Raw genomic sequence first — 22,917 nt, forward strand, 5'->3', positions numbered from 1 at the left:
ATGAGACAGACCGGGACAATATTTTTGTTGGTATTGTTCTCTTGTATGCATCTATACCCTATCCCCCCGATAGATATTAAGGAGAATATTTCTACGATCGGTACAGGCCTTATCATAAAGGTCGACATGCTGAAAAAAGGCGATATGCTGTATGCGCAGGGTAACTTTTCCGAGGCCATCGCCAGCTATAATCAAGCACTGGAAGATCATGCCGCACCGGAATCAATACTATTCAAAAAACTAGCTTTGAGTTATTCGGCTCTGGGCAACCCTGAAGAGGCGGTCCGCCTTCTTGAGCAATCGCTCTTTACAGACCTCAGCACCAACATTTTGTCGGACAGTGGTTTCGACGCTATTCGAAATAGTCCCGATTTCATCGCATTGGAGGAAAAATACCTTCCCAATTTCACCATCTGGTCGTTCATGTACCTTTACGTGGCACTTATCGGTTTTTATATCGCCTTCATCCTTCATTTCAAAAAGAAAATCGATGGTATTGCCAAACGACTGATCAGTGGTTTTATTTTCATTCATTCTTTTTTCATTTTTCATATCTGTCTCAATATCACCAATTACCAATATGAGTTTCCCCATACCTATTTGATGTCAACGGCTTTTTCGTTCCTCTACGGTCCGTTGTTCTATTTCTATTTTAAAAGGATTACCCAACAGTACCGATTTAGAAAAATAGATTTCCTCCATCTGCTTCCGACGGTATTGTTATTGCTTTACTTACTACCCATTTATGGCATGTCCGGGGAAGATAAGTTAGGCCTTATGTTAAGGCGGGTAAGTGAAGGACTCAATGCCGGTGATTCTGCTTACATCGCCCTCATCGTGGCGCTAAAGTTCACTTCTCTGTTGGTTTACGGAATCCTTGCCGGCAAGTTATATCTTAAGGGGCAAAGTAATAAAGAGTTAAGTAGACCAAACAAGATTTGGCAAAGAAATGTGTTGGCAATCCATGCCATATATATAGTAACCTATGGTATTTATGGCATATTGATAGTTAGTCATATTTCTTCGGGTCTCTTTTACCATCTACCCATTATATCAATGTCGCTAATGGTCATGTACTTGGGATTCTCGGCAAGCGTACAACCTTCCGTATTTAGTGGGCTCTACGCTTTCGAAAACCAATTATTCTTCAAATACGAAAAATCGGGATTGACAAGTAGTTTGTCGAAAGAACTTAAGGACAACTTGGAAAGGCTTTTCGAAATTGAAAAAATCTACAAGGAAAATGATATCAGCCTCGATACGGTTGCCGACAAACTGAACACGACACGGCATAATGCTTCCCAAGTAATCAACGAACATTTCGGAGTCAATTTTCACGAAATGATCAACAAGTATAGAATTCAAGAAGCCAAGTACTTACTGAAAAATGACCAGCATAAAAATCTTAATATCATCGATATTGCCTATGAAGTTGGCTTCAACAATAAAGTGACCTTCAACAAGGCATTCAAAAAGGACACTAATTTGACCCCAAGCGAATACCAGCGCAACATATCCAAGCTGGAAGTAAAATACACGTAAGGGTTCTTCGGAAAAGTAAATGCTGATAGGGTTTGCCTACTAAACGGGCAATTATAATTTTCTTTGATATCATAATAATCAAATGTAAAGGCAGCAGCCCTGAAATCTTACTTCTGAAAAATATTCTTCTGTCTCATTTTTTAGAGTATTTATTTGAATTAGCTATCAAAACAGTTCAGGGCTGCATTTTACACTCCCCATTTATTTCTCTTAGGCAACGGTAATCGTACCGTTCCCCATCCTCTGTAATTTAAGAATATTACCTTAATCGTATAATATCTTTTTTAAGGTTCACCTCGCCTTAATTCGCTGGCTAGGCCAGTATTCGTTCTTTTCTTATTTCGCGAGCGAGGCACCTGGAATTCCAAAAGGCGATATGGCGAAGACGATGGCCCACCCTACAAACGCCAGGGACCGAAAAATCTTAAAAGAAATCAACTTGGTCATTACCGCGACAGGGGCACACTTTACCAAAACCCCCGAAGGTAAACACTAAGTAAAGAATCATCGGAAAAGTAAACGTTTATCAGGATTTCCTTAAAAACTGTTAAGACGCAGTTACTTTGACCTGAATGACTAAGTTAAATGTTAAGATAGCTCGGAATACTCACTCTCTAAAAGTTTTCTAAAACCAACCTTCACGTCTACAACGCGTGTTCATTAGTGGCTTCAATAGTCGGTTTTCACGCCATCCCATACATCCTAATTTAAGTTGATTCAAAACTAACTTCATTAAAAATCTAACGTATGAAAAAAAAAATGCAACTGGTTGTGTATGCTCTTCCTCATGGGAATTTCATTGGCATTTGCACAAGAAAAAACAGTCTCCGGTACGGTAACCGACCAGGATGGTGTACCCTTACCGGGTGTGAACATTCTGGAAAAGGGAACAACCAACGGAATCCAAACCGATTTTGACGGTAATTATTCGCTAACAGTATCCGAGGGCAGCGTTTTGGTCTTCTCCTACTTGGGGCAAAGAACGGTCGAGGTTACCGTGGGCTCCGATAACGTAATTGATTTACAAATGGAAGAGGATTCCCAAGCCTTGGAAGAAGTGGTCGTTACCGCCCAAGGAATCGTCAGGGAAAGGCGGGCTTTAGGATACGCGGTGACCACGGTGGAATCCGATTTAGTGGAGTCCAGACCGGAGGCCGATATTGCCCGTGTTCTGAACGGAAAAGTCGCTGGGGTGAACATCACTGCCAATAATGGTCTCTCGGGATCCGGAACCAATATTATTATTCGTGGATTTTCTTCCGCTACCCAATCGAATCAACCCTTATTTATCGTAGATGGTATTCCATTCGATAGTGGCACCAACACTCAATCTAACTTCTTGGATGGAAACACCGAATCAAGTCGATTTTTGGACATCGACCCCAACAATATCGAAAACGTAAGTGTTTTAAAAGGGCTCAGCGCTACCGTATTATATGGTAACCGAGGTAGAAACGGGGTTATCCTGATAACTACCAAAGGTTCCAGGTCTGGTGAAACTTCTAGTAAGAGCGAGGTGACCGTGACACAATCGGTGTTCCAGTCAAAGGCCATTCTTCCTGATTATCAGGATAACTATGGAGGCGGTTTCCACCAAGGATTCGGTTATTTCTTTAGCAACTGGGGGCCCCGTTTTGACCGCACCGATAATGACGGGATTGCGAATGCTGCCCAATACGTCGGAGATGGTCCCGGAGGAGTGGCCATACTCCAACATCCTTTCAACTTCATTGCCGATCCAACCTTGATTGCCGGTTTTGAGGATCTATTGGATGACCCTTACCCTTACCAACCCTATAACGGGGTCGAGGAATTTTTTAGAACAGGCTATGTCTATAGTACTTCGGTAAATGTTAGGGGCGGATCGGAGAAAGTCACTTTTAACGCCAACTACGGGCGCACCGAGGACATCGGCTTTACTCCGGGCAATGATTTACTGAGAAATAATTTTAGTCTAGGAGGCAACGCGCGTTTATCAAATAAGTTAACCGTAGCCGGAGTATTCAATTTCATCAGAACGGGGTTTCGATCACCACCCAACGCGGTAAGTACCGGTAGTGGGGCCGCCTTTGATGGAGGGGCGATTTTCGGGGACATTCTTTATACACCCAGAAGCGTCGATCTCACCAACCTGCCCTTTCAGGCAGCAGACGGGAGAAGTTTGTACTATCGTTCAGGGAACGATATCCAAAACCCGTACTGGACGGTCGCCAATGCCAAGACCTCCCAGAACACCGATCGTTTTCTTGGAAATATGTCGTTGACCTATGAATTGAACGACTGGATGAATTTGACCTATCGGTACGGTTTGGATACCTATACCGAACTCAACTCGTACGGTCAGAACAAAGGAGGGGTCGATGGTCCTGTTTTGGGAATCTTAAGAACTTCCGCGGCGCGTAATAGCATTAGCAATCACGACCTTATCCTAAGTGCCGATAAAAACCTCTCTGAGGACCTTAACCTAAAAGTTACCTTAGGAGCCAATAGTAGAAGGGATATATTTTCAAGAGACGGACTTGAGAGCCAGGGACAATTGGTCTTTGGGGTGTTGGAGCATTTCAACTTCACTACTCCTTCGGCAACCAACTCTTTTTCCGGCATCAATATCAATCAAGATTTCGAGGAAAACCTTGTGGGGGTATATGTGGATGCCACCTTGGGCTATAAAGACTTCCTGTACTTGAACGCTGTTGCCCGAAACGACTGGTCATCCACCTTGGAACGAGAAAACAATTCCTTGTTGTATCCCGGTGCAAGCCTTTCGTTTATTCCGACAGCTGCGTTCCCGGGGATGCAAGGAGATGGACTCAACTATCTTAAGATGCGATTAGGGTACGGTTCCTCGGCAGGATTTCCTACGCCCTTCAACACTAGGGATGTGCTTACCCTTGGGGCACGGAATCTCGTTGATATCAACGGAAACGTAATTTCTGGAAATACGGTATCAAATACTTTGGGCAACCGAGACTTGAAGCCTGAAAGTATCCGGGAATTGGAAGTTGGTTTGGACATGCGGTTCTTCAACAGGTTAAATCTCAATGTGAGTTTGTATGAAAAGACGACCAAAGATTTGATTACCCAACAGACGTTGGACAGCTCCACCGGTTTCACAAGTACTTTTGTAAATATTGGGGAGATACAAAACCAAGGGGTAGAAGTCGACTTTGATTTGGATATTCTGAAGAGAGGCGAAGATCGGTTCGGTTTTAATCTTGCAGGTAACTTTACCGCTCTCGAAAGTACGGTTACCGACCTGGCAGAAGGCACCAATAACATTTTATTGACCTTTGCCGTCGCCGGGGAGGCTGCCAACTATGCGGTCGAAGGAAGACCTTTTGGGGTATTCCTTGGTTCTACTTTTTTGAAGGATGATAACGGCAATCGAATCGTAGGGGGAAATGGCCGGTATCTTGTAGATAATACCCTTTCGGAAATCGGAGATCCCAATCCGGATTGGACCACTGCTTTGATTCCTACCTTTACCTATAAGAATCTCACGCTTTCAGCCAACTTTACCTATCGACACGGGGGGGATATTTACTCTTTGACAGCAGCTTCGCTAATAGGTCGTGGTACGGTAGATGCCGACAATCCAATCGATAGGGAGGCGAACTATGTGCTTCCCGGTGTTTTTGCAGATGGGACCCCTAACAATGTGGCCATCAGTTCTACCGAGTTAGGCTTTAATACTTACTTTGGAGGCGATATTAATGAATTAAGCGTTTTTGATGGTACTACCATTCGATTGCAGGAAGCTTCATTGGGCTATTCCATTCCAAGAAAGCTGCTCGAGAAAACACCCTTCGGCGCGCTGTCCTTTACCTTATCGGGACAGAATCTATGGTTTAAGGCAGTAAACTTTCCCGACAACATTAACTACGACACCAACGCCTCTAGTGCAGGTGTGGGTAACGGACAGGGAATTGATTATATCACCGGACCATCGGCCAGACGTTACGGATTTACCGTAAGAGCCAGCTTCTAACTATTAAGACATAAAACTAGTATACTATGAAAAAAATATTCAAAATAACGAGTCTTACTTCGGTATTGGGAGCTTTGTTGCTTTTGTCAGCCTGTGAGACTACGGAGCTTCGAGTGGTCGATAGCCCGAACGACCTAAGTCCACAACAGGCCAGCGTTGATTTCTTTTTGAACCAAATCCAGATTATGACGGCCCAAATCCATTCAGGTGAAGAAGGTCGCGCCGAAAATGGTCTCAGCCAGTTCGGCATGGAACCTGTTCGCATGCAACACGGTTTTGGCCCCACCTATAGGGATATGTACGATCCCACCGATTTCGATCGTCTATGGGACAACGTATATGCACGGGCCTTAATCGATATTCGAACTATGAATCCGCTTGCCGAGGAAGCGGAACAATTCACACATTTGGCGATCGGCCAAATTCTTGAGGCGTATATTATGATGTCGATGGTCGATTTCTTTGGGGACGTTCCCTACTCGGAAGCCCTTAGGGGTAGCGAGGGAATCCTAAACCCTACGGTAGATTCCGGCGCATCGATTTATGAAGCGGTCGATCAGCTTCTCTTGGATGCCATTGCCAACTTGAACAAGGACGAGCTTGTCTTGCCAACGAACGATCTTTTCTATGGAGGCGATGAAGGACAATGGATTAAACTGGCAAATACAATGCGACTAAAGTTGTACCTCCAGACCCGATTGGTCAATAGTGCCGAATCGACCTCCGTAATCAACAGTTTGATTTCAGGAGGCCAGCTGATTCTTGATTCGAGCGACGATTTCTTTTTTCAGTGGGGTACGTCGAACGCGGCACCCGATAGTAGGCATCCTTGGTTTGATGCCAATTACGATGGTGCAGGTCCCAGTTCCGACTTTTATACCTGTAATTATTTCATGGACCTGATGGCAAACCAATATGGAGAGCCCGATCCTCGGATACGGTACTACTTCTATCGCCAAGTAAGCGATTTCTCCGGTGCCGACGTAGTCACCAAGGAATGTGTTACGGAAATCTCAACTCCCTCCTGGTGGGCCCCGGATGAGCCCTATTGTTTGGTACCCAACATCAACGGTTTGAATGGCTATTGGGGTAGAAACCACTTGGATGACGATGGTATTCCACCTGATGATGCCTTCAGGACCCTGCACGGTGTTTATCCGATCGGCGGACCTTTCGATGACGATTCCTTTAGAAACGTCTCCGGGTCAGCTGCCATAACGGAAGGTTACGCCGGAGCGGGTATTTCGCCAATCATGATGTCTTCCTATACAAACTTCATGTTGGCCGAGGCTGCATTGACCTTAGGTACCACGGGAGATGCCAGGGCTTACTTAGAAAGTGGAATCAGGGAATCGATCGGCACGGTAACAAATTTTGGTGCAGCCTTGGCTGCCGGAAGTACATTTACTCCGTCTTCGGCGGTTATTGATTCCCACATCGCAGAGATTTTATCCAACTACGATTCGGGGGATGATACGGACAAATTACGGATTATCGTGGAGCAGTACTTTATCGCTCTTTGGGGCAACGGTATCGAGGCTTACAACACCTATAGAAGAACTGGTCAGCCAGACAACCTCACCCCTGGTTTTGTACTGGCCGATTCGGGTACGTTCTTACGGTCTATGTGGTATTCGCAAACGGCCACGGACAGTAACAGTAGCTTTTCGCAAAAAGCCGCGCCCGATACCCCTGTATTCTGGGATACTAATCCAGAAGGCTTTGTAGACTAATACGACCCGATAATCTTAAAAACAACAAAATGAAAAAAACAATAAAAACAATTTTAGGAATTCTGATCGTATCGATTGCCTTTATAGGTTGTGAAGAGGAGGATAAAAAACCGATTAACCTCTTAGATCTGGAGAATTCAAAATCGCCCTTCGTGCGCATTATCATTGATAATCCCATTGTTGCGGCAGGTGATATCGCCACTAGTTCGTTTACCGGAACGGTTGATGCACTGGAGGGTAACGTGGCTTCTTGGGAACTTTCAGTTAGCCGGGAATCTGGGGGCGTAGCAAGCGATACGGTATCCTTGACAACCGTGACTACCTTTCCAAGTCAGGTTTCCATTCCCTACACCGACATTGCCAATGCTTTGGGTATAAGCACTGAAGATATCTCAGGGGGGGATTTTATCCGATTTTTGGGAACGGCTACCGGTACCGACGGTTCTGTGTTCACTTTTGATAATTTTAGCCCGAACGTAACAGGGCAACCTGAACAGCGACAAGCGTTCAATTTTATCGTGCTGGTCAAGTGTTCGCCCATCACCGATGCGACTGTGGCCGGCACTTGGATTATTGAGATGCAAGATCTCTTTGGCGATGGATGGGACGGCGCCTTCGTTACCTTCGAAATCGATGGGGTACCCACGAATTATACGTTCACCGCCGGAGCCGCCGCTACCTTCAATGTCGATGTTCCTGCAGGTACTTCACAGTTAGTGATTTCGTATACGAGCGGTGCATTTGAAGAGGAGCATGTATATACCATACAAACACCGGATGGTGATGTGAGGGGACCATTTGGGCCAAATCCTGCTCCTTGTATAAACTGATTCCCGTATCAAGAGGTGAAATTATCCAGGTAAACTACGCAATTATAGAGCTATGGGATTGCAAACTAAAAAAGGTGCCGTCCCATGGCTTTCATCATAATTTAAAGTTGAGTAAAGCAGCCCTGAAGCATACTTCTACATAGACAGAACTTCTGTTTCATTTTTGAGTATTATTTGAATTAGTCATCAATTATTCAGGGCTGTGCTTTACTACTCCTTCCGACTGGCAGTTTGCATATGCAAACAATTTAAACCCTAACGGGTACCCTCTATTTTTTAATTGACTATTTCAAATTATTCAGGTATCCAATGACCAGATGGTTGAACATTTGAGGCTGTTCTACATTCACTACGTGACCACAATATTCTATAGTGACCAAGCTGCTCATCTGATGTTTTTGTACTACTTTTTCAACGGTTGGCAAAAAAAGATAATCTTCGCCACCCATAATGTAAAGGGTAGGAATTTTGATATCCGCAGCTCGAAAGAAACGCAGTAGCGGATTAATTTCGGAAGTGAGTTTAAACCATCTTATGAATTCCTTTTGATAAAGTTTCTTGGCTTCCCGTACAAATAATAATCTCGATTCCCGATGGTTTCGGTTTGGCATAATTACGAAGGCGAAAAATTTATACAACCAAAGGTAGGGAACTATCGATTTGAAGATAATCCCGAGTCGCATCAGTACCTGGGATCTTAAGTCAAGCTTCATGATGGCTCCGCCCATCACCATACTCTCTACCCTATTGGGATATCTTTCGGCGAGGTTTCGAATAAGGATGGTTCCCAAAGATATTCCTATGAAATGTGACCTGTGAATCTTTTCGTGATCAATGACTTCAATGATATCATCGGTAATGGAATCAAAGGTGTATTTGTCGTTGAAGGCGTCCTTCAAGTTGGGTTTGGAATTTCCATGTCCCCTTAAATCCAGCAATAACACATTAAAATGTTTCTTGAACTCCCTTAACTGCTTATGCCATATTGAAGAACTACCACCCGCACCGTGTACGAAGGTTACCCACTGGGATGACCCGTGGCGTAAATAAGTCGTGTAATTGAGCATAGTGTTCTACCAACCTGCCTTATGACAAATCCGTGGGCAATGTATTAAACTTTTCCTCGTAAAAACACTTTTATCGATTTTTTTAACAATTCGGCAGAAGTATTCCCACCTAATTTAGGACCCCATTGTTAAAATAATATCAAAAGAACTGATTTTTAGCTGAATATACCGATTACTTAAGTCCAAAACTGGTTTTGCTACGTATCTTTGATAGAACTATTCGTAAGACTATGGAAAAGCAATATTGCAGGGTAGGAACCGTTACCCCGATGACCTCAGGAAGAAAGGCAATCGCCTTATTGGAGTATCAATATCAAAATTTTGTGGAAAAAGCCACGAATATGGAATATACCGATACGAAACTCGGTGAGTTTTTCGAGCAGAAAGCCCGGAAGCTTAAAAAAATATTGGAAGGTCTCGTACAGTGATCATTTGCTTTTCAGTAGCACTTCTTGCATTTGCTGCTGAATGAGTCCGGCTTTCTCGGCGGCCGCTATCGCATAATCGGTTGTATGCGAAGCATATATAATTCCTCTCGAAGAATTAACCAGTAGCCCCACATCCTTGTTCATTCCGTATTTGCAAACTTCCTGTAAACTTCCTCCTTGTGCCCCTACGCCCGGGACCAATAGAAAACTGTTCGGAACAACCCGGCGTATCCCGGTAAGAAAAGAGGCTTTGGTAGCCCCTACCACATACATTAGATTTTCAGCGTTTTTATAGGTTTTGGAAGTTCTCAATACCTTCATGTACAATTCTTCTTCCCCCGTTTTTTGGGTTTGAAAATCATAGGCCCCTTGATTGGAGGTCAAGGCCAACAAAATGGTATGTTTGTCCTTGAATGCCAGAAAGGGTTCTATGGAATCTTTTCCCATATAAGGAGCGACTGTAATCGAATCGAACTGTAGGTTCTCAAAAAAGGCCTTGGCGTACCGTGTGGAAGTATTTCCGATATCCCCTCTTTTGGCATCGGCAATCGTAAAAATTTCCGGATGATTTTTATTGAGGTAATGAATTGTCTTTTCCAAGGCTTTCCATCCTTTGACTCCATGGGCCTCGTAGAATGCGATATTCGGTTTGTAGGCTACGCACAGGTGATGGGTCGCATCGATGATCCCTTTGTTGAACTCGAAAATCGGGTCTTCTTCTTCCAAAAGATGCTGGGGAATCTTCTCGAGATCGGTGTCCAGGCCAATGCATAAAAATGATTGTTTTCGATGTATGTGTGCTACGAGGTCTTCGGTGGTCATTTGTGTCGCCTTGGGAGGTTAGAAAATTCAGGATGTTCGACTACATTTGAACTTAGGGGCTTTTTGGTAGGTCTCCTGACGGCTCAAAACGTTTCGGAGGCTTCCTTAAGCTTTTCAGTGTTCTCCACCAAGCTCAATTCATCGATTATTTTTTGGATGTCGCCATCTATTATATTTTGCAGATCGTACAAAGTAAGCCCGATTCGGTGATCGGTTACCCTACCTTGCGGATAGTTGTAAGTACGGATTTTGGCAGATCGGTCTCCGCTACTTACCTGCGAATTCCGTTTTGCGGCATCCTCTTCCTGCTTTTTCGCCAATTCAAGATCGTACAATCTTGACCGTAGGACCTTGAATGCTTTTTCCTTGTTTTTGTGCTGTGATTTTTGATCCTGGCATTGTGCGACCAATCCGGTCGGGACATGTGTCAATCGAACGGCCGAGTAGGTGGTATTTACAGATTGTCCTCCTGGTCCTGAAGAACAAAAGAAATCGATCCGTACATCCTTGGGGTCGATTTCAACATCAAAATCCTCGGCCTCTGGCAATACCATTACGGTTGCCGCGCTGGTATGAACCCTGCCCTGGGTTTCGGTTTGTGGCACGCGTTGTACGCGGTGTACACCAGCCTCGAATTTTAAGGTTCCGTAGACATCTTCCCCTGTTACCTCGAATTGTATTTCCTTAAAACCACCGCTGGTACCCTCACTTAAGTCGATGACATTCGTTTTCCAGCCTTTTGACTCGCAATACTTGGTGTACATCCGAAAGAGGTCACCGGCAAAAATACTCGCTTCGTCCCCCCCTGTACCGGCACGTATCTCTACAACCACATCTTTGGCATCCTCCGGGTCTTTGGGTATCAACATCAGCTTTATTTCTTCCTCTAATTGCGGTAGTTGTTCCTTAGCTTCTTCCAACTGCATTTTGGCCATCTCCAACATCTCGGTATCACTACCATCCGCAATAATCTCTTCGGCCTCCTTGATATTGCCGGTTAATTCGATATATTGACTTCGCTTATCGACCAGCTGTTTTAAGTCTTTATATTCTTTAGTCAACTGCACATAACGCTTCTGGTCCGCTATGATATCGGGTTGTATAATAAGATCGGCGACCTCATCGAAACGCTGTTTGACTATGTTTAATTTATCGATCATATGAAGGTGTTCAGCAAAGCAGGAATAGCGTTACTTGAAACGCGAATTTACGATAAATTTGTACATTTATGGATATCCCTCCGGTTTGGACGCAAACATTTTATCTTCTAAGCACCTACGACTATCACTGCGATTTTATGGAACGTATTTTTGGGCAAGCCTCTTTTTTTCCTTGTTCTTCTTTCTAAGCCGACTTTCCGTTCCGGGCATTATTTTTGGGAAGTTGGTTTTGACCGCTGTGCTCTATGTGATATACCTGGATCCGAAGCTAAAAAAGCGGCTCATGTTTTATCATAACTTTGGTATTTCAAAGAACCGATTGTTCTTTTTCGGTTTTCTCTTGGATATGGTAATTACCCTCGTAACCCTATATATTTTGAATTTATTTTGATAGTAGAAATCGACAACGTGGAACTCAGTTTTGACCAGCGCAAAATTTTGTATGGTGTATACCTTAAGGCCGAGCGGGGCAAGGTAACCGGAATTATGGGACGCAACGGGTCTGGGAAAACATCCCTTCTAAAAATATGGTTTGGTAGCCTTAAGGCCAAATACAGTCATATCCGGATAGATGGGATACATCAACGACAAAAACTATTCAAGTCGGGAAAAGTTGTTTTCTTGCCCCAACATCAATTACTTCCCACTAAAATACGGATCTCCGATGCTTTTGAATTATTTGACCTCGACTGGCGCACATTTATCGAACATTTCGAATCTTTCAAAAAATATGAAAAGATGAGGATCCGGGAATTGTCTTCCGGGGAGCTTCGGGTGGTGGAGACCTATTTGGTGCTCTCGGCCAAAAAGGAAATCATTTTTTTGGACGAACCCTTCTCGTTTGTGGCTCCAGTATACGTAGAGAAGCTTAAAGCTTTAATGGCACGGAAGAAGAAAGACAGTGTAATCGTGGTCACCGATCATTTTTACCGGGACATCTTAGAGGTGAGCGACCGAATTTACTTTCTTAAAAATGGCTATTCCAAAACCATTGAAACCGAGCAAGATCTGGCCAACGAAGGCTATGTGCTTACTAGTTCCCGAGAAAGGTAGTTCCCAAAGTCACGATGTAGGAGCTCAGTCCGTCACTTCGATCGTACTTGTTTAGACGGAGGTCTACCGTCTTTAGTCCGAAACTAAAGATACTGGCTCTTGTAAAAATATCCTTGTATCGCAAGCCCATTCCGTATTGATGCGCATTGAATTCCGACAAATCGTAGTCGGAGGTATAAAAATCAAAAGTGGAAAGGGCCGCTTCTTTTTGATAGAAATAGTCGGCTGCGGTTTGACTATAGAAGCGGTAGGAAGGATAAATCGTGAAGGAATCACTCAACTTTACAGGAATTTCCAAATTGGCAGTATGTCCGGTAATCCCCCAGTCGTCATAATAGAAACGATAGTAGCTTCTTACGATCAACCGATCGTTTAGATAATAATTCAATCGTGCTCCTATCGGAATCTTCAGTCGGGAATCGGGCAGCCGTTCCACGTCATCGGCCAGTTGAAATTCACCGATAAAGAAGTTTTCCGTATCATTAAAATATACCCTTTGAAATGGGGTGCTCAGGAGTCCGTTCTGCAATACCACATCCATAAAAACAGATCCCTGCAGTTTCTTCCCCAATATTTGTGAAAGCCCCAAGGAAAGGGAATAGGAATTACGATTTTCGTTGGTGAACGCTTGGAACATCGGATCATACATACCATTGCCCACGGTCCGGGAGTCGAAAAATCCAGTACGCAGTTCTATTGGATACTGTGGATTCCATTTGTCAAGAAAAACGTTGGCGCCTATGGAAAACTCCGTATTTTTTTCGTTGAACAAATGGGCATAACTTCCCCCCGCCCCGACCGAAAAATAGTCGTACTCGGATGCTACGTACACATTTCCCGTCCACACCGAGTTGCGGTCCTCGGAACTGTGCTGATACGACGGATTAAAATGAATCAATTGATCGCTCCTGGAGGCGCCCGAGGAGGCGCTAAATGGGCTTACAGGCCTATTAGGGTCGCCATCCAAGGGGTTGACATTGCTTGAAGAGGCCGAGGTATAGGCAGAAATACCCACGTCGACCGTTAGCACGTCATCCTCGTTCATCGGGATTCTTACCACCACGCTGGAAGTGGCATCGGTAAGTTCCTCGGTGCCTTGCCCCCCAGTAACGGCCGCATTGTTTCCATCTTGACCGTAGTAACTGAAAAGCAGATCGATTTCCGAGGTTTCAAGCACCCTTTTTTTATAGGCTGAAGCATCGGTCTGGGAATGCATTGCCAGACTGCCGAAGACGAAGAACAAGGTGAAAAGGTATTTCAAACTTGGAACGGGTTAGCTGTTTGTTGGGGGCATTGAACTTTTCTTTTTTACCTTCAACCGGTCAATTACATCCACATCCACCGCCTGTTTTTCCGCCATTGGCACCTGCGGCCGCTTCACGATATACCTGAAAGTTCGTTTCGAACCGTTCAGTACCATGTGCGCTCAACTGCATTTCCTCATCATTGAGGTATACTTTTTCATATTCCTTGACCACTGCACAGGAGGAGGCGGCAATCAGAACGACTCCTATCAGTACTATTTTTTTTATCCGTTGGCTCATTTGTTTTTGATAGAAAAATGTAATTTGTTCATTGACGGTCAGGTGGGTATCCGGTATCATGATGGCTCGGCTTAAAGGCTAAGTTAGGCAATATTTGCCAGGTGTCCCCGTATCGACCTTCCTGTTTTCCGTTTGGGGATCTTAGGGGTCGTCGCTCTCAAATAGGATACCGCTGCTTTTGTGCACTTTGTTTTGGTCATCGACCACGATTGCCTCGGTACCTCCCAATTGATTGATCAAAGCTAGTCCCGATTCCTTTCCCATAATAAAAACGGCGGTGGCCAGCGCATCGCAAAGTTCCGCACTTTTAGCGAAAATCGACACGCTGCTGATACCGGATGCGGGGACCCCTGTACGTGGATCGATAATGTGTGTATACTTCTTCCCATTGAACACCACGTATTTCTCATAGTTCCCTGAAGTAGCCACCGAGGATTCGACAATCGGTAGCCATGAAAAAATCTTGTCTTTGCTTAATGGATTCGCAATGCCAATCAACCATTTTTCCCCACTGGCCTTGGTACCCCAAGTGGTCAGATCTCCTGCAGCATTGATGATTCCCGCAACGACTTGTTTGGAAACCAACAACTCTTTGGCCTTGTCGGCTGCATAACCCTTTCCGATTGCCCCAAAGGATATTTTCATCCCGGGCTGTCTCAAGAAAACGGTTTGTCGTTCAGGATTCAAGATGATTTTCCGGTAGCCTACCCTAGCGATCGATTTTCTAATCTCCGCTTCGGTAGGCATTCGTTTCATTGAACCATCGAATTTCCAAATTTGGTCCATCGATGCATAAGAGATGTCGAAAGCACCATCGGTTATCTCCGAAATTTGCTTGGCCCGCTCAATGAGTTTAAACAATTCCTCGCTAACCTTTACCGGCTTTACCCCGGCATTCTTGTTGATCAGGGCCGTTTCGGAATCGGGGTCCCAGGAAGAGATTATTTTTTCTATTCGCGTAATCTCGGCAACCGCCTCGTCTATATTGATGTATCCCAGCTCCTCGTTCAAGGCTACCACGGTAATATCGAACCGGCTACCCATTAGCTTCACGGTTCGGTTAACTGTGACATACTTACGTTCTTGCCCGAAGACGTTCAGGACAAGAAAGCAAAAGAGCAAGGGTATCAGCGCCCTCACCTGAGGAACTTATTTAGGTTTGAAATATACTTCTCAGGCGTTGTTTTTTCATATCCCAGAGTACCCAAGACGGTTCGTTCGGCATTCAGAACGACGACCAATGGGAAATGTCCCCTGGGGTTGAAACGATCCGCAAGCTTCGCATGCTCTGCGATCTTCTCTTCCGATAACCGATTACTTTTTTTTCTTGGAAAATCGGCCTTGTACAAAACATAGTGTTGATGGGCGTATTTCTTAAATCGCTCCGACTGCCAAATTTCCTTATCGAGTTTAATACAGGGAGCGCACCAATCCGATCCGGAAAAGACCAATACAATCGGTTTATCTTCTTCTTTTGCATGGGAAACCGCTTCTTCGAAATTGTTCTCCCAGTTTTGGGAAACCACTGAAAAAGACATTAAAAAAAGACTCAGAAAAAGCAATTGCTTCGTCATAGGGCTTTGCAAAACAAAATCAATGCCACTCTTTATTCGAACACTCTTAATATATCCCCTGTTAGTTCGGTATTGTAGACTTTTAAGGGCTTGGCAGGGTTGCCGTCTACTTGGTTCAAGGGGCTTCCATCCTGCTCAAAACGGGAGCCGTGAACATCGCAATAGAAGATACCGCCATCTTGGTTCAAGAAAGTGACTTGATCATATCCTTGATGGCTGCATATTTGGCTGGCAGCGATGAGTTCACCTTGTAGATTTCTCGCCACTACAACATCATTCTTCAGAATGTAGCCACCATTCGTATTTAAATTGGAGGCCTCCGAGGAGGTCAAGTCTACCGTAAAATCAACCCCTGTAGGAACATCCTTGATGTTGCCGGCCGGTTCATCATCCTTTGAACATCCCTGCGTACAGGGAAACAGCAATGCAAACGCCGCGCCTGCTCCCAAACTCCTTAAGAACTCTTTTCTTTCCATAACCTATTTTTATATTAAAAGAACGTATGAAACAATGGAATCGTATAGCGAATATCGATAATTCGATAAATGTTGGTTCCGGCCAATTCTATGGAACGCAAAAAAGACGGCAATCTGTTTTTACGGAGGATATACTTCGGTCGTAATAATTAAGGATTTACAGTGCTTCTAACTATAAATAAAGGTACCAAACTCACTTTCGATAGTGAGTTTTTTGACACTGGATTCTTCCACCCTACCCACCATTTGCGCGGGAACACCGAAACTCTCGGAGATTTCTATGAGCTGATCTGCGACCGTAGGATTCACATAGAGTTCCATGCGGTGCCCACAATTAAAAACTTGGTACATCTCCTTCCAATCTGTGCCGGATTGCTCCTGTATTAATTTAAACAAAGGGGGTATCGTAAAAAGATGGTCTTTCACAATATGAAGTCGGTCGATGAAATGAAGAACCTTTGTCTGCGCGCCGCCACTGCAATGCACCATCCCATGGATGCTATCAGAACCATATTTGGCCAGAATGGCTTTGACGATGGGTGCATAGGTTCGGGTCGGTGATAGTACCAATTTACCCGCATCCAAAGGCGTGTCGGGCACCGGATCGGTTAATCTGGTGTTACCTGAATACACTAAGTTCCCGGGTACGGCCGAATCATAGCTCTCTGGATATTTTTCTGCCAAGTACTTTGAAAACACGTCATGCCTGGCAGAAGTGAGTCCGTTACTTCCCATCCCTCCGTTATATTCCTTTTCATAGGTTGCCTGCCCAAAAGACGCCAGGCCTACGATCACGTCGCCTGCTTTGATATTGGCGTTATCGATTACTTGACTTCGTTTCATCCTCGCCGTAACGGTAGAATCTACTATTATTGTCCGAACCAAATCGCCTACGTCAGCCGTCTCCCCGCCAGTAGAATGGATGGTTATCCCGTGTTCCCTTAAATCATGGATCAATTCTTCAGTTCCATTGATGATTGCGGAAATCACCTCCCCTGGAATCAGGTTTTTATTTCGTCCGATGGTCGATGATAAAAGAATATCGTCCGTAGCACCGACGCATATCAAGTCATCGATATTCATAATCAATGCATCCTGGGCAATGCCTTTCCACACCGAAAGGTCGCCCGTCTCCTTCCAATACATATAGGCCAGCGAAGATTTGGTACCTGCACCATCGGCGTGCATCACGAGACAATACGCTTCATCGTGAGTCAAGTAATCGGGGACAATCTTGCAAAATGCATTGGGAAACAGCCCTTTATCAATATTTTTTATGGCATTGTGCACATCTTCCTTTGAGGCCGAAACCCCCCGTTGCTTATATCTTTCGCTTGCTGAAGAACCCATGAAAACAATTTTGACAAAAATAGGCAATCACTTTAAAAAAGAATCATTCTTACCTCCTTTAGGAAAAATATGGCGACGGTCAACCGGAAAATTCCAATAGTCATATCTCCGAATAGCATTTGTCAACTAGAAACAAGACGATACGAGTTACGGTCGATATAGTAATTAAATCCTATTAAGAAGCGGTTTTTATTTGATGAACAATAGCTCCCGATACTTGGTCAAAGGCCAGGAACGGTTATCGACCAACTGCTCCAACTTATCACAGTGTCCTCTAATTTGGTCGAAATACGGTTGTACATTCTCACAGTAGGCTACTGCTTTTTTGTGGGTATCCACCAATTTGTTCGCTTTTCTACGGGCGTCGGTCATCGCATCGGTCTTTTTCTTTAGTTCGGCGACATGTGTTGCAATTTGTTCAATAATGGCTAACTGACCGTCTGAAAAGGTCATGTGTGCGGCCCCATAGATCTCTTTCATCCCCAACACATTTTTTATCACCTGGTTCTGGTATTCAATGGTGGAGGGTATCACATGATTGTAGACCAGTTCCCCATAGATCCTGCCTTCGATTTGAATATGGAGTATATATGCTTCCAGTTCTACTTCCTGCCGTGCCCTGACTTCGGTCTCGCTCATTACCTTCATTGATTTGAACAGGTCCAGACTTTTCTTTGCGGTAAGTATCTGGAGGGCTTTGGGCGTACTCTTGTTGTTGCTCAGCTTTCTTCTTTTGGCTTCCTTTTCCCAAGCCTCGCTATACCCGTCACCATCGAAACGAATCCGTTTTGATTTCTTGATGTATTCACGGAGCACATTAAATATCGCCTCGTCTTTTTTGAGGTTCTTCTTATCGATCAATTCGTCCACTTCCTTTTTGAACTCTTTCAATTGCCTTGCCACAATGGTGTTCAGAATGGTCATGGGTTTGGCACAATTGGTCTTCGACCCTACCCCCCTCATCTCAAACTTGTTTCCGGTAAATGCAAATGGCGAGGTGCGATTGCGATCGGTGTTATCCAATAATATCTCTGGGATCTTGCCTACTACGTTAAGTTTGAGCTCCGTTTTTTCCTCCGGTGAAAGTTTCCCGTGTGATACGCCTTCGAGTTCATCCAGGACATCGCTCAATTGCTTTCCGATAAATATGGACAATATGGCCGGGGGTGCCTCGTTGGCACCCAAGCGGTGATCGTTACTTGCCGAAGCAATCGAGGATCGTAGCAATTCCTCATACGTATCTACCGCCTTGATGGTGTTGATGAAAAAGGTTAAAAATTGGAGATTCTTCATCGGTGTCGATCCCGGGCTCAAAAGATTTACCCCCGTATCGGTGGCCAATGACCAATTGTTATGTTTGCCCGAACCATTGATTCCCGCAAAGGGTTTTTCATGAAAAAGTACCTTGAAATGATGCTTGTCCGCCACTTTTTCCATGACGTCCATCAGCAAAAGGTTATGGTCTACCGCAAGATTGGCCTCCTCAAAAACCGGTGCCAACTCGAACTGGTTAGGGGCCACTTCGTTATGTCTGGTCTTTACGGGAATCCCTAATTTAGTACACTCCTGCTCCAAGTCTTTCATAAAACCAATGGCCCGTTGGGGAATTACCCCGAAATAATGATCATCCAACTGTTGCCCTTTGGCGGCCGAACGCCCTATCAACGTACGCCCGGTCATTAGAATATCGGGGCGCGAATAGGCCAATGCCTTGTCGATCAAAAAATATTCCTGCTCCCAACCTAGTGTGGCATTGACCTTTGAAACGTTTTTATCGAAGTATTTTGCCACGGCGGTCGCTGCCTCATCCATTGCATGCAACGCCCTAAGAAGGGGTGCCTTGTTGTCGAGCGCTTCCCCGGTATAGGAAACGAAAATAGTAGGTATGCACAAGGTCGTATCGTACACAAATGCCGGTGACGTGGGGTCCCAAGCAGTGTATCCCCTCGCCTCGAATGTGTTCCGGATACCACCACTCGGGAAACTTGAGGCATCCGGTTCTTGTTGTACCAACTGTCTGCCCCCGAACTTCTCCAAGGCTTTTCCGTCGGGCAATAAATCGAAGAAGGCATCGTGTTTTTCCGCAGTGGCACCGGTCAACGGCTGAAACCAATGGGTGTAATGGGTAGCTCCCATCGATATGGCCCACGCCTTCATGGCCTCCGCAACCTGATCGGCGATTTTTCTATCGATTTTAGAACCGGAAAGAATGGCCCCCTTTACACTTTCCAAAGCGTCTTTGGTGAGGTGTTGGACCATCTTATGCTCATTGAAAACATTCTTGGCGAACAATTCGGAACGCAGGGTTTCCTCCTTGATATCGATTCGATTTCTTTGTTGGCTGGCTGTAATGGCCTGGAATCGTTGTTCGGACATGTTTAGGAAATTAATCGGTTGGGCATAACTGTTGATAACTTGCCAAAATTAGCATCAAAAATTAGATATTTCACAAAATACCCCTAAAAAAACAGGGGTAACCAAAAAAAGAATAAAATGTTAACTATTTACCCCCCAAAATTTAAGGTTGGTTTATCAAAAAAAGTATTTTTGTAGGTCTTTTAAATTAAAAATTAACTACCGAAAATTATGAGCAAATCAAAATTGGAGTATATCTGGTTAGATGGATACTTCCCCACACAGAACATGCGAAGCAAAACAAAAATCGTAAATGACTTTAGCGGCAAATTAGAGGATTGTCCTATGTGGTCTTTTGACGGAAGTTCTACAAGGCAGGCCGAAGGAGGTTCTTCCGATTGTTTGTTAAAACCTGTTGCCATCTTTCCAGACCCCGCTAGGGAAGCAGGCTATTTGGTGATGACCGAGGTATTGAACGCCGATGGCACTCCTCACGAGTCGAACGGGAGGGCTACGATAGATGATGACGATAACGACTTCTGGTTCGGTTTTGAGCAGGAGTACTTTATCATGGATACCAGAACCCAACTTCCTTTGGGATTTCCGGTGGGCGGTTATCCTGCCCCACAGGGAATGTACTACTGCTCCGTAGGTGGTAAGAATACCCACGGGAGGGAATTGGTGGAGCGCCATGCAGACCTGTGTCTTGCCGCGGGTATCAACTTTGAGGGCATCAACCAGGAAGTAGCTTGCGGCCAATGGGAATTCCAGACGTTCGCCAAAGGCGCCAAAAAAGCGGGAGACGAACTTTGGGTAGCGCGCTATATGTTGGACAGATTGACCGAGGACTACGGATATTACATAGAGTACCATCCGAAACCGCTAGGAAAGGATATGGACTGGAACGGTTCGGGGATGCACGCGAATTTCTCCAACTCCACCTTGAGAACCGCTGGATCCAAGGAAGTATATGAGAAAATCTGTGAGGCCTTCAGACCTGTTGTAAAGGAACATATAGCCGTATACGGAGAATTTAATGATCAACGTTTAACGGGAGATCACGAAACCCAATCGATTGACGAATTCAGCTATGGAATCTCCGACCGCGGGGCTTCGATTCGAATTCCTATCGCTACCGTAGAGAGCGGGTGGAAAGGTTGGTTGGAAGATCGCAGGCCGGCCTCGAACGGAGATCCGTATAAAATTGCCGGTAGAATCGTGAAAACCGTCAAATCGGCCGATGTATAAGTAATTAAATCAATTGTTGTTATGAAAACCGCTTCCAAACCCGATTTGGAGGCGGTTTTTAATTTTAGACACTGATGGGAATACGGATAAACAGTGTGCCTTTTGAATAGTTCATTTACAGAAAATTATTCGTCACTGTATCAATCTTTTCAAAGGGGTATTCATCCAATAATCGTCAAAGTTTTCAGGTCTTGAAATGGGCTGACCTTCAAAGATGGGCCTTCGTCTGTTCATAAACTCGCCCTCATTGGGTAAATCAACCTTTGGCTTTAACTGTTGTACAAAATATTCACGAAATTGATTGTAATTCCTTTTTTTCCACTCGTGCAACCTATTTCCCTCTACATCATAGATGGGTTTTACTTCAATGGAAAACAATTGCTTAAAATCGAGTTCCTTTTCACGGGCTTCAATAATTTCCCTCATCATGGTAGTCCTTTCTTCCTGGGTGATATCAGGCAATAAAAATACTTTTTCGTCAATGTGACCTGCCGCCTTAATTTTCAATGGCTTACCCTGATACCTTACGGAATAGTTCTTTACATCAACAACTTCATCAGCATTTGGGATTCGATTGAATACCAGCTCAAGTCTGAAATCGGTCAAGGTACCTTGTGGATTTCTTTTTAAATCTATTGTACTGTAGTCTACCCTAAATTTTGGGGGTTCCCATAAAATAAAACTGTTGTTAAAAGAAATATAGTTAAGGTACATCTTTCGGTTGGCATGCCGCTGGTATTCCGTTGTTACTTCAAAAATCAATTGACCATTTCCTAAGTGTTTGTTCAATTTTCGGTCAGGTGAACGTTTTCTGTCATCGTACAAAGTATATTCCATTTTATGGATGGCAAAATCCCCGGGGGAAATATATAAAGTACCGAATGCACTATAATTGGGAGATCGTCTTCTAAACTTTACGGTGTAGAGTGCCTCCCCGTTGAGATAGGTGCTGTTATCCTTTGAGAAACTATGATTTTTCAGAAGGTCGATATCGAAACGGTTCACAAATGAATACGCGTTCACGTTATAATTTCTTATCGCATCATGAACCCTTAAAATCGAAAACTCATTACCGCCATAACCTGATAGATAGGCATTGTCCACAATTTTCTGTAAGCTTTCATAATCGTAGGGATCATCAGCCAAGGTGTCCCTTTCAAAATCCGCATTCCTTTTGTACTCATAGATGCCCACCTTTGTTGTTGTTGAATCGAGTCGTGAAAAACCTTGGTCGAACACCTCAAGAACGGCTTCGTTCAGATTCACATAGTTTCCATCCTTCAATTGATAGTCTCGATAGTAGCCGATGGTTGAAAAGGGTTTTTGCGGATAATTCTTTTGTAAGTTGGCAATGGCCCTTCTGACAATCTGTTTAGCTGAAAGTTTCCTTTTTTTCCTTCCCGTAACAATGGCTTCGGACAGATTCAGGACACCGGGGGCAAGCCTTATAATATTGATATGTTCCGGGGACAGGCCCGATATTGGAATTTCCTTCTTCTGGTATCCCATACTGGAGATAACCAAGGTATCCCTCATTTCCCTAAACCGTGGTGGAATGCGAAAACCACCATCTTGGTTGGAGATAACACCAATGGCTTTTCCCTTTATTCTAATGGTGGCAAACACTACAGGTTCCTGGGTTTCGACATCCAGTATTCGTCCTCGGGTCGCATCATCTCCCTCCTGGGCATAGATGGTTACTAAGAAAAAGAAGAAAAATCGTGTAAAACAACAGTTTCTTCCCATT

At 44.4% G+C, this 22,917-nt stretch carries 18 protein-coding genes; 7 read left to right on the forward strand and 11 right to left on the reverse strand.

What is annotated here, in order from left to right:
* The 4 genes from FK220_RS01105 to FK220_RS01120 all read left to right on the forward strand — a co-directional run bounded on the left by FK220_RS01105 (nucleotide 1) and on the right by FK220_RS01120 (nucleotide 8,093).
* A complete protein-coding gene (locus tag FK220_RS01105) occupies nucleotides 1–1,542 on the forward strand; it encodes an AraC family transcriptional regulator (RefSeq protein WP_152572443.1) in 1,542 nt (513 codons plus the stop codon).
* 775 nt (nucleotides 1,543–2,317) lie between these two features.
* On the forward strand, nucleotides 2,318–5,530 hold the full coding sequence (locus tag FK220_RS01110; RefSeq protein ID WP_238718861.1) for a SusC/RagA family TonB-linked outer membrane protein: 3,213 nt from the start codon (nucleotides 2,318–2,320) through the stop codon (nucleotides 5,528–5,530).
* A 26-nt stretch (nucleotides 5,531–5,556) separates the two neighbouring features.
* Nucleotides 5,557–7,263: a SusD/RagB family nutrient-binding outer membrane lipoprotein gene (locus FK220_RS01115; RefSeq protein ID WP_152572444.1), complete on the forward strand. Its 1,707-nt coding sequence runs from the start codon at nucleotides 5,557–5,559 to the stop codon at nucleotides 7,261–7,263.
* 29 nt (nucleotides 7,264–7,292) lie between these two features.
* Entirely contained in the window at nucleotides 7,293–8,093 is an 801-nt protein-coding gene (locus FK220_RS01120) for a hypothetical protein (RefSeq protein WP_152572445.1), read from the forward strand.
* A 284-nt stretch (nucleotides 8,094–8,377) separates the two neighbouring features.
* Here FK220_RS01120 and FK220_RS01125 read toward each other — a convergent pair whose 3' ends face one another.
* Entirely contained in the window at nucleotides 8,378–9,160 is a 783-nt protein-coding gene (locus tag FK220_RS01125) for an alpha/beta fold hydrolase (protein WP_152572446.1), read from the reverse strand.
* Nucleotides 9,161–9,390: 230 nt separating this feature from the next.
* Here FK220_RS01125 and FK220_RS01130 point away from each other — a divergent pair, with 230 nt between their 5' ends.
* A complete protein-coding gene (locus FK220_RS01130; protein ID WP_152572447.1) occupies nucleotides 9,391–9,588 on the forward strand; it encodes a hypothetical protein in 198 nt (65 codons plus the stop codon).
* Here FK220_RS01130 and pyrF read toward each other — a convergent pair whose 3' ends face one another.
* Complete coding sequence (gene pyrF, locus FK220_RS01135) at nucleotides 9,589–10,410, reverse strand: orotidine-5'-phosphate decarboxylase (RefSeq protein ID WP_152572448.1); 822 nt, start codon at nucleotides 10,408–10,410, stop codon at nucleotides 9,589–9,591. It lies immediately after the preceding gene.
* Between the two features lie 83 nt (nucleotides 10,411–10,493).
* Nucleotides 10,494–11,570: a peptide chain release factor 1 gene (prfA, locus tag FK220_RS01140; protein ID WP_152572449.1), complete on the reverse strand. Its 1,077-nt coding sequence runs from the start codon at nucleotides 11,568–11,570 to the stop codon at nucleotides 10,494–10,496.
* Between the two features lie 387 nt (nucleotides 11,571–11,957).
* Here prfA and FK220_RS01145 point away from each other — a divergent pair, with 387 nt between their 5' ends.
* Complete coding sequence (locus tag FK220_RS01145; RefSeq protein WP_152572450.1) at nucleotides 11,958–12,623, forward strand: ATP-binding cassette domain-containing protein; 666 nt, start codon at nucleotides 11,958–11,960, stop codon at nucleotides 12,621–12,623.
* On the opposite strand, the gene FK220_RS01150 is transcribed toward FK220_RS01145, so the two are convergent.
* The 7 genes from FK220_RS01150 to FK220_RS01180 all read right to left on the reverse strand — a co-directional run bounded on the left by FK220_RS01150 (nucleotide 12,604) and on the right by FK220_RS01180 (nucleotide 19,943).
* On the reverse strand, nucleotides 12,604–13,839 hold the full coding sequence (locus FK220_RS01150) for a DUF3570 domain-containing protein (RefSeq protein WP_152573616.1): 1,236 nt from the start codon (nucleotides 13,837–13,839) through the stop codon (nucleotides 12,604–12,606). The two genes, FK220_RS01145 and FK220_RS01150, sit on opposite strands and share 20 nt — an antisense overlap.
* A gap of 106 nt (nucleotides 13,840–13,945) precedes the next feature.
* Nucleotides 13,946–14,167 carry a DUF4266 domain-containing protein gene (locus tag FK220_RS01155; protein WP_238718932.1) on the reverse strand — a complete coding sequence of 74 codons (222 nt, stop codon included), beginning with the start codon at nucleotides 14,165–14,167 and terminating at the stop codon, nucleotides 13,946–13,948.
* A 141-nt stretch (nucleotides 14,168–14,308) separates the two neighbouring features.
* The gene (locus tag FK220_RS01160; protein ID WP_394352403.1) at nucleotides 14,309–15,307 is read right to left on the reverse strand and encodes an FAD:protein FMN transferase; all 999 of its coding nucleotides are present in this window, start codon (nucleotides 15,305–15,307) and stop codon (nucleotides 14,309–14,311) included.
* Nucleotides 15,304–15,741, reverse strand: coding sequence for a thioredoxin family protein (locus FK220_RS01165; RefSeq protein ID WP_152572451.1), 438 nt, complete (start codon nucleotides 15,739–15,741; stop codon nucleotides 15,304–15,306). The genes FK220_RS01160 and FK220_RS01165 overlap by 4 nt, the downstream gene beginning before the upstream one ends.
* A gap of 32 nt (nucleotides 15,742–15,773) precedes the next feature.
* Nucleotides 15,774–16,217, reverse strand: a complete 444-nt coding sequence (locus tag FK220_RS01170) for a QcrA and Rieske domain-containing protein (protein WP_152572452.1) — start codon at nucleotides 16,215–16,217, stop codon at nucleotides 15,774–15,776.
* 168 nt (nucleotides 16,218–16,385) lie between these two features.
* Nucleotides 16,386–17,567 (reverse strand): AIR synthase related protein, encoded by a 1,182-nt coding sequence (locus FK220_RS01175; RefSeq protein WP_152572453.1) that lies wholly within the window; start codon nucleotides 17,565–17,567, stop codon nucleotides 16,386–16,388.
* Between the two features lie 189 nt (nucleotides 17,568–17,756).
* A complete protein-coding gene (locus FK220_RS01180) occupies nucleotides 17,757–19,943 on the reverse strand; it encodes a glutamine synthetase III family protein (RefSeq protein ID WP_152572454.1) in 2,187 nt (728 codons plus the stop codon).
* Nucleotides 19,944–20,153: 210 nt separating this feature from the next.
* Here FK220_RS01180 and FK220_RS01185 point away from each other — a divergent pair, with 210 nt between their 5' ends.
* Complete coding sequence (locus tag FK220_RS01185; protein WP_152572455.1) at nucleotides 20,154–21,170, forward strand: glutamine synthetase beta-grasp domain-containing protein; 1,017 nt, start codon at nucleotides 20,154–20,156, stop codon at nucleotides 21,168–21,170.
* Between the two features lie 132 nt (nucleotides 21,171–21,302).
* Here FK220_RS01185 and FK220_RS01190 read toward each other — a convergent pair whose 3' ends face one another.
* Nucleotides 21,303–22,916: a carboxypeptidase-like regulatory domain-containing protein gene (locus FK220_RS01190; RefSeq protein ID WP_152572456.1), complete on the reverse strand. Its 1,614-nt coding sequence runs from the start codon at nucleotides 22,914–22,916 to the stop codon at nucleotides 21,303–21,305.
* Nucleotide 22,917 lies beyond the last annotated feature (1 nt).

The sequence above is a fragment of the Pelagihabitans pacificus genome, assembly GCF_009371985.2.
Lineage (GTDB): Bacteria > Bacteroidota > Bacteroidia > Flavobacteriales > Flavobacteriaceae > Pelagihabitans > Pelagihabitans pacificus.

Bases quoted from the DNA above. Each gene is read 5' to 3' on its own strand.
- FK220_RS01105 (WP_152572443.1), top strand. From the start codon at position 1: ATGAGACAGACCGGGACAATATTTTTGTTGGTATTGTTCTCTTGTATG.
- FK220_RS01110 (WP_238718861.1), top strand. From the start codon at position 2,318: ATGCTCTTCCTCATGGGAATTTCATTGGCATTTGCACAAGAAAAAACA.
- FK220_RS01115 (WP_152572444.1), top strand. From the start codon at position 5,557: ATGAAAAAAATATTCAAAATAACGAGTCTTACTTCGGTATTGGGAGCT.
- FK220_RS01120 (WP_152572445.1), top strand. From the start codon at position 7,293: ATGAAAAAAACAATAAAAACAATTTTAGGAATTCTGATCGTATCGATT.
- FK220_RS01125 (WP_152572446.1), bottom strand. From the start codon at position 9,160: ATGCTCAATTACACGACTTATTTACGCCACGGGTCATCCCAGTGGGTA.
- FK220_RS01130 (WP_152572447.1), top strand. From the start codon at position 9,391: ATGGAAAAGCAATATTGCAGGGTAGGAACCGTTACCCCGATGACCTCA.
- pyrF (WP_152572448.1), bottom strand. From the start codon at position 10,410: ATGACCACCGAAGACCTCGTAGCACACATACATCGAAAACAATCATTT.
- prfA (WP_152572449.1), bottom strand. From the start codon at position 11,570: ATGATCGATAAATTAAACATAGTCAAACAGCGTTTCGATGAGGTCGCC.
- FK220_RS01150 (WP_152573616.1), bottom strand. From the start codon at position 13,839: ATGCATTCCCAGACCGATGCTTCAGCCTATAAAAAAAGGGTGCTTGAA.
- FK220_RS01155 (WP_238718932.1), bottom strand. From the start codon at position 14,167: ATGAGCCAACGGATAAAAAAAATAGTACTGATAGGAGTCGTTCTGATT.
- FK220_RS01165 (WP_152572451.1), bottom strand. From the start codon at position 15,741: ATGACGAAGCAATTGCTTTTTCTGAGTCTTTTTTTAATGTCTTTTTCA.
- FK220_RS01170 (WP_152572452.1), bottom strand. From the start codon at position 16,217: ATGGAAAGAAAAGAGTTCTTAAGGAGTTTGGGAGCAGGCGCGGCGTTT.
- FK220_RS01175 (WP_152572453.1), bottom strand. From the start codon at position 17,567: ATGGGTTCTTCAGCAAGCGAAAGATATAAGCAACGGGGGGTTTCGGCC.
- FK220_RS01180 (WP_152572454.1), bottom strand. From the start codon at position 19,943: ATGTCCGAACAACGATTCCAGGCCATTACAGCCAGCCAACAAAGAAAT.
- FK220_RS01185 (WP_152572455.1), top strand. From the start codon at position 20,154: ATGAGCAAATCAAAATTGGAGTATATCTGGTTAGATGGATACTTCCCC.
- FK220_RS01190 (WP_152572456.1), bottom strand. From the start codon at position 22,916: ATGGGAAGAAACTGTTGTTTTACACGATTTTTCTTCTTTTTCTTAGTA.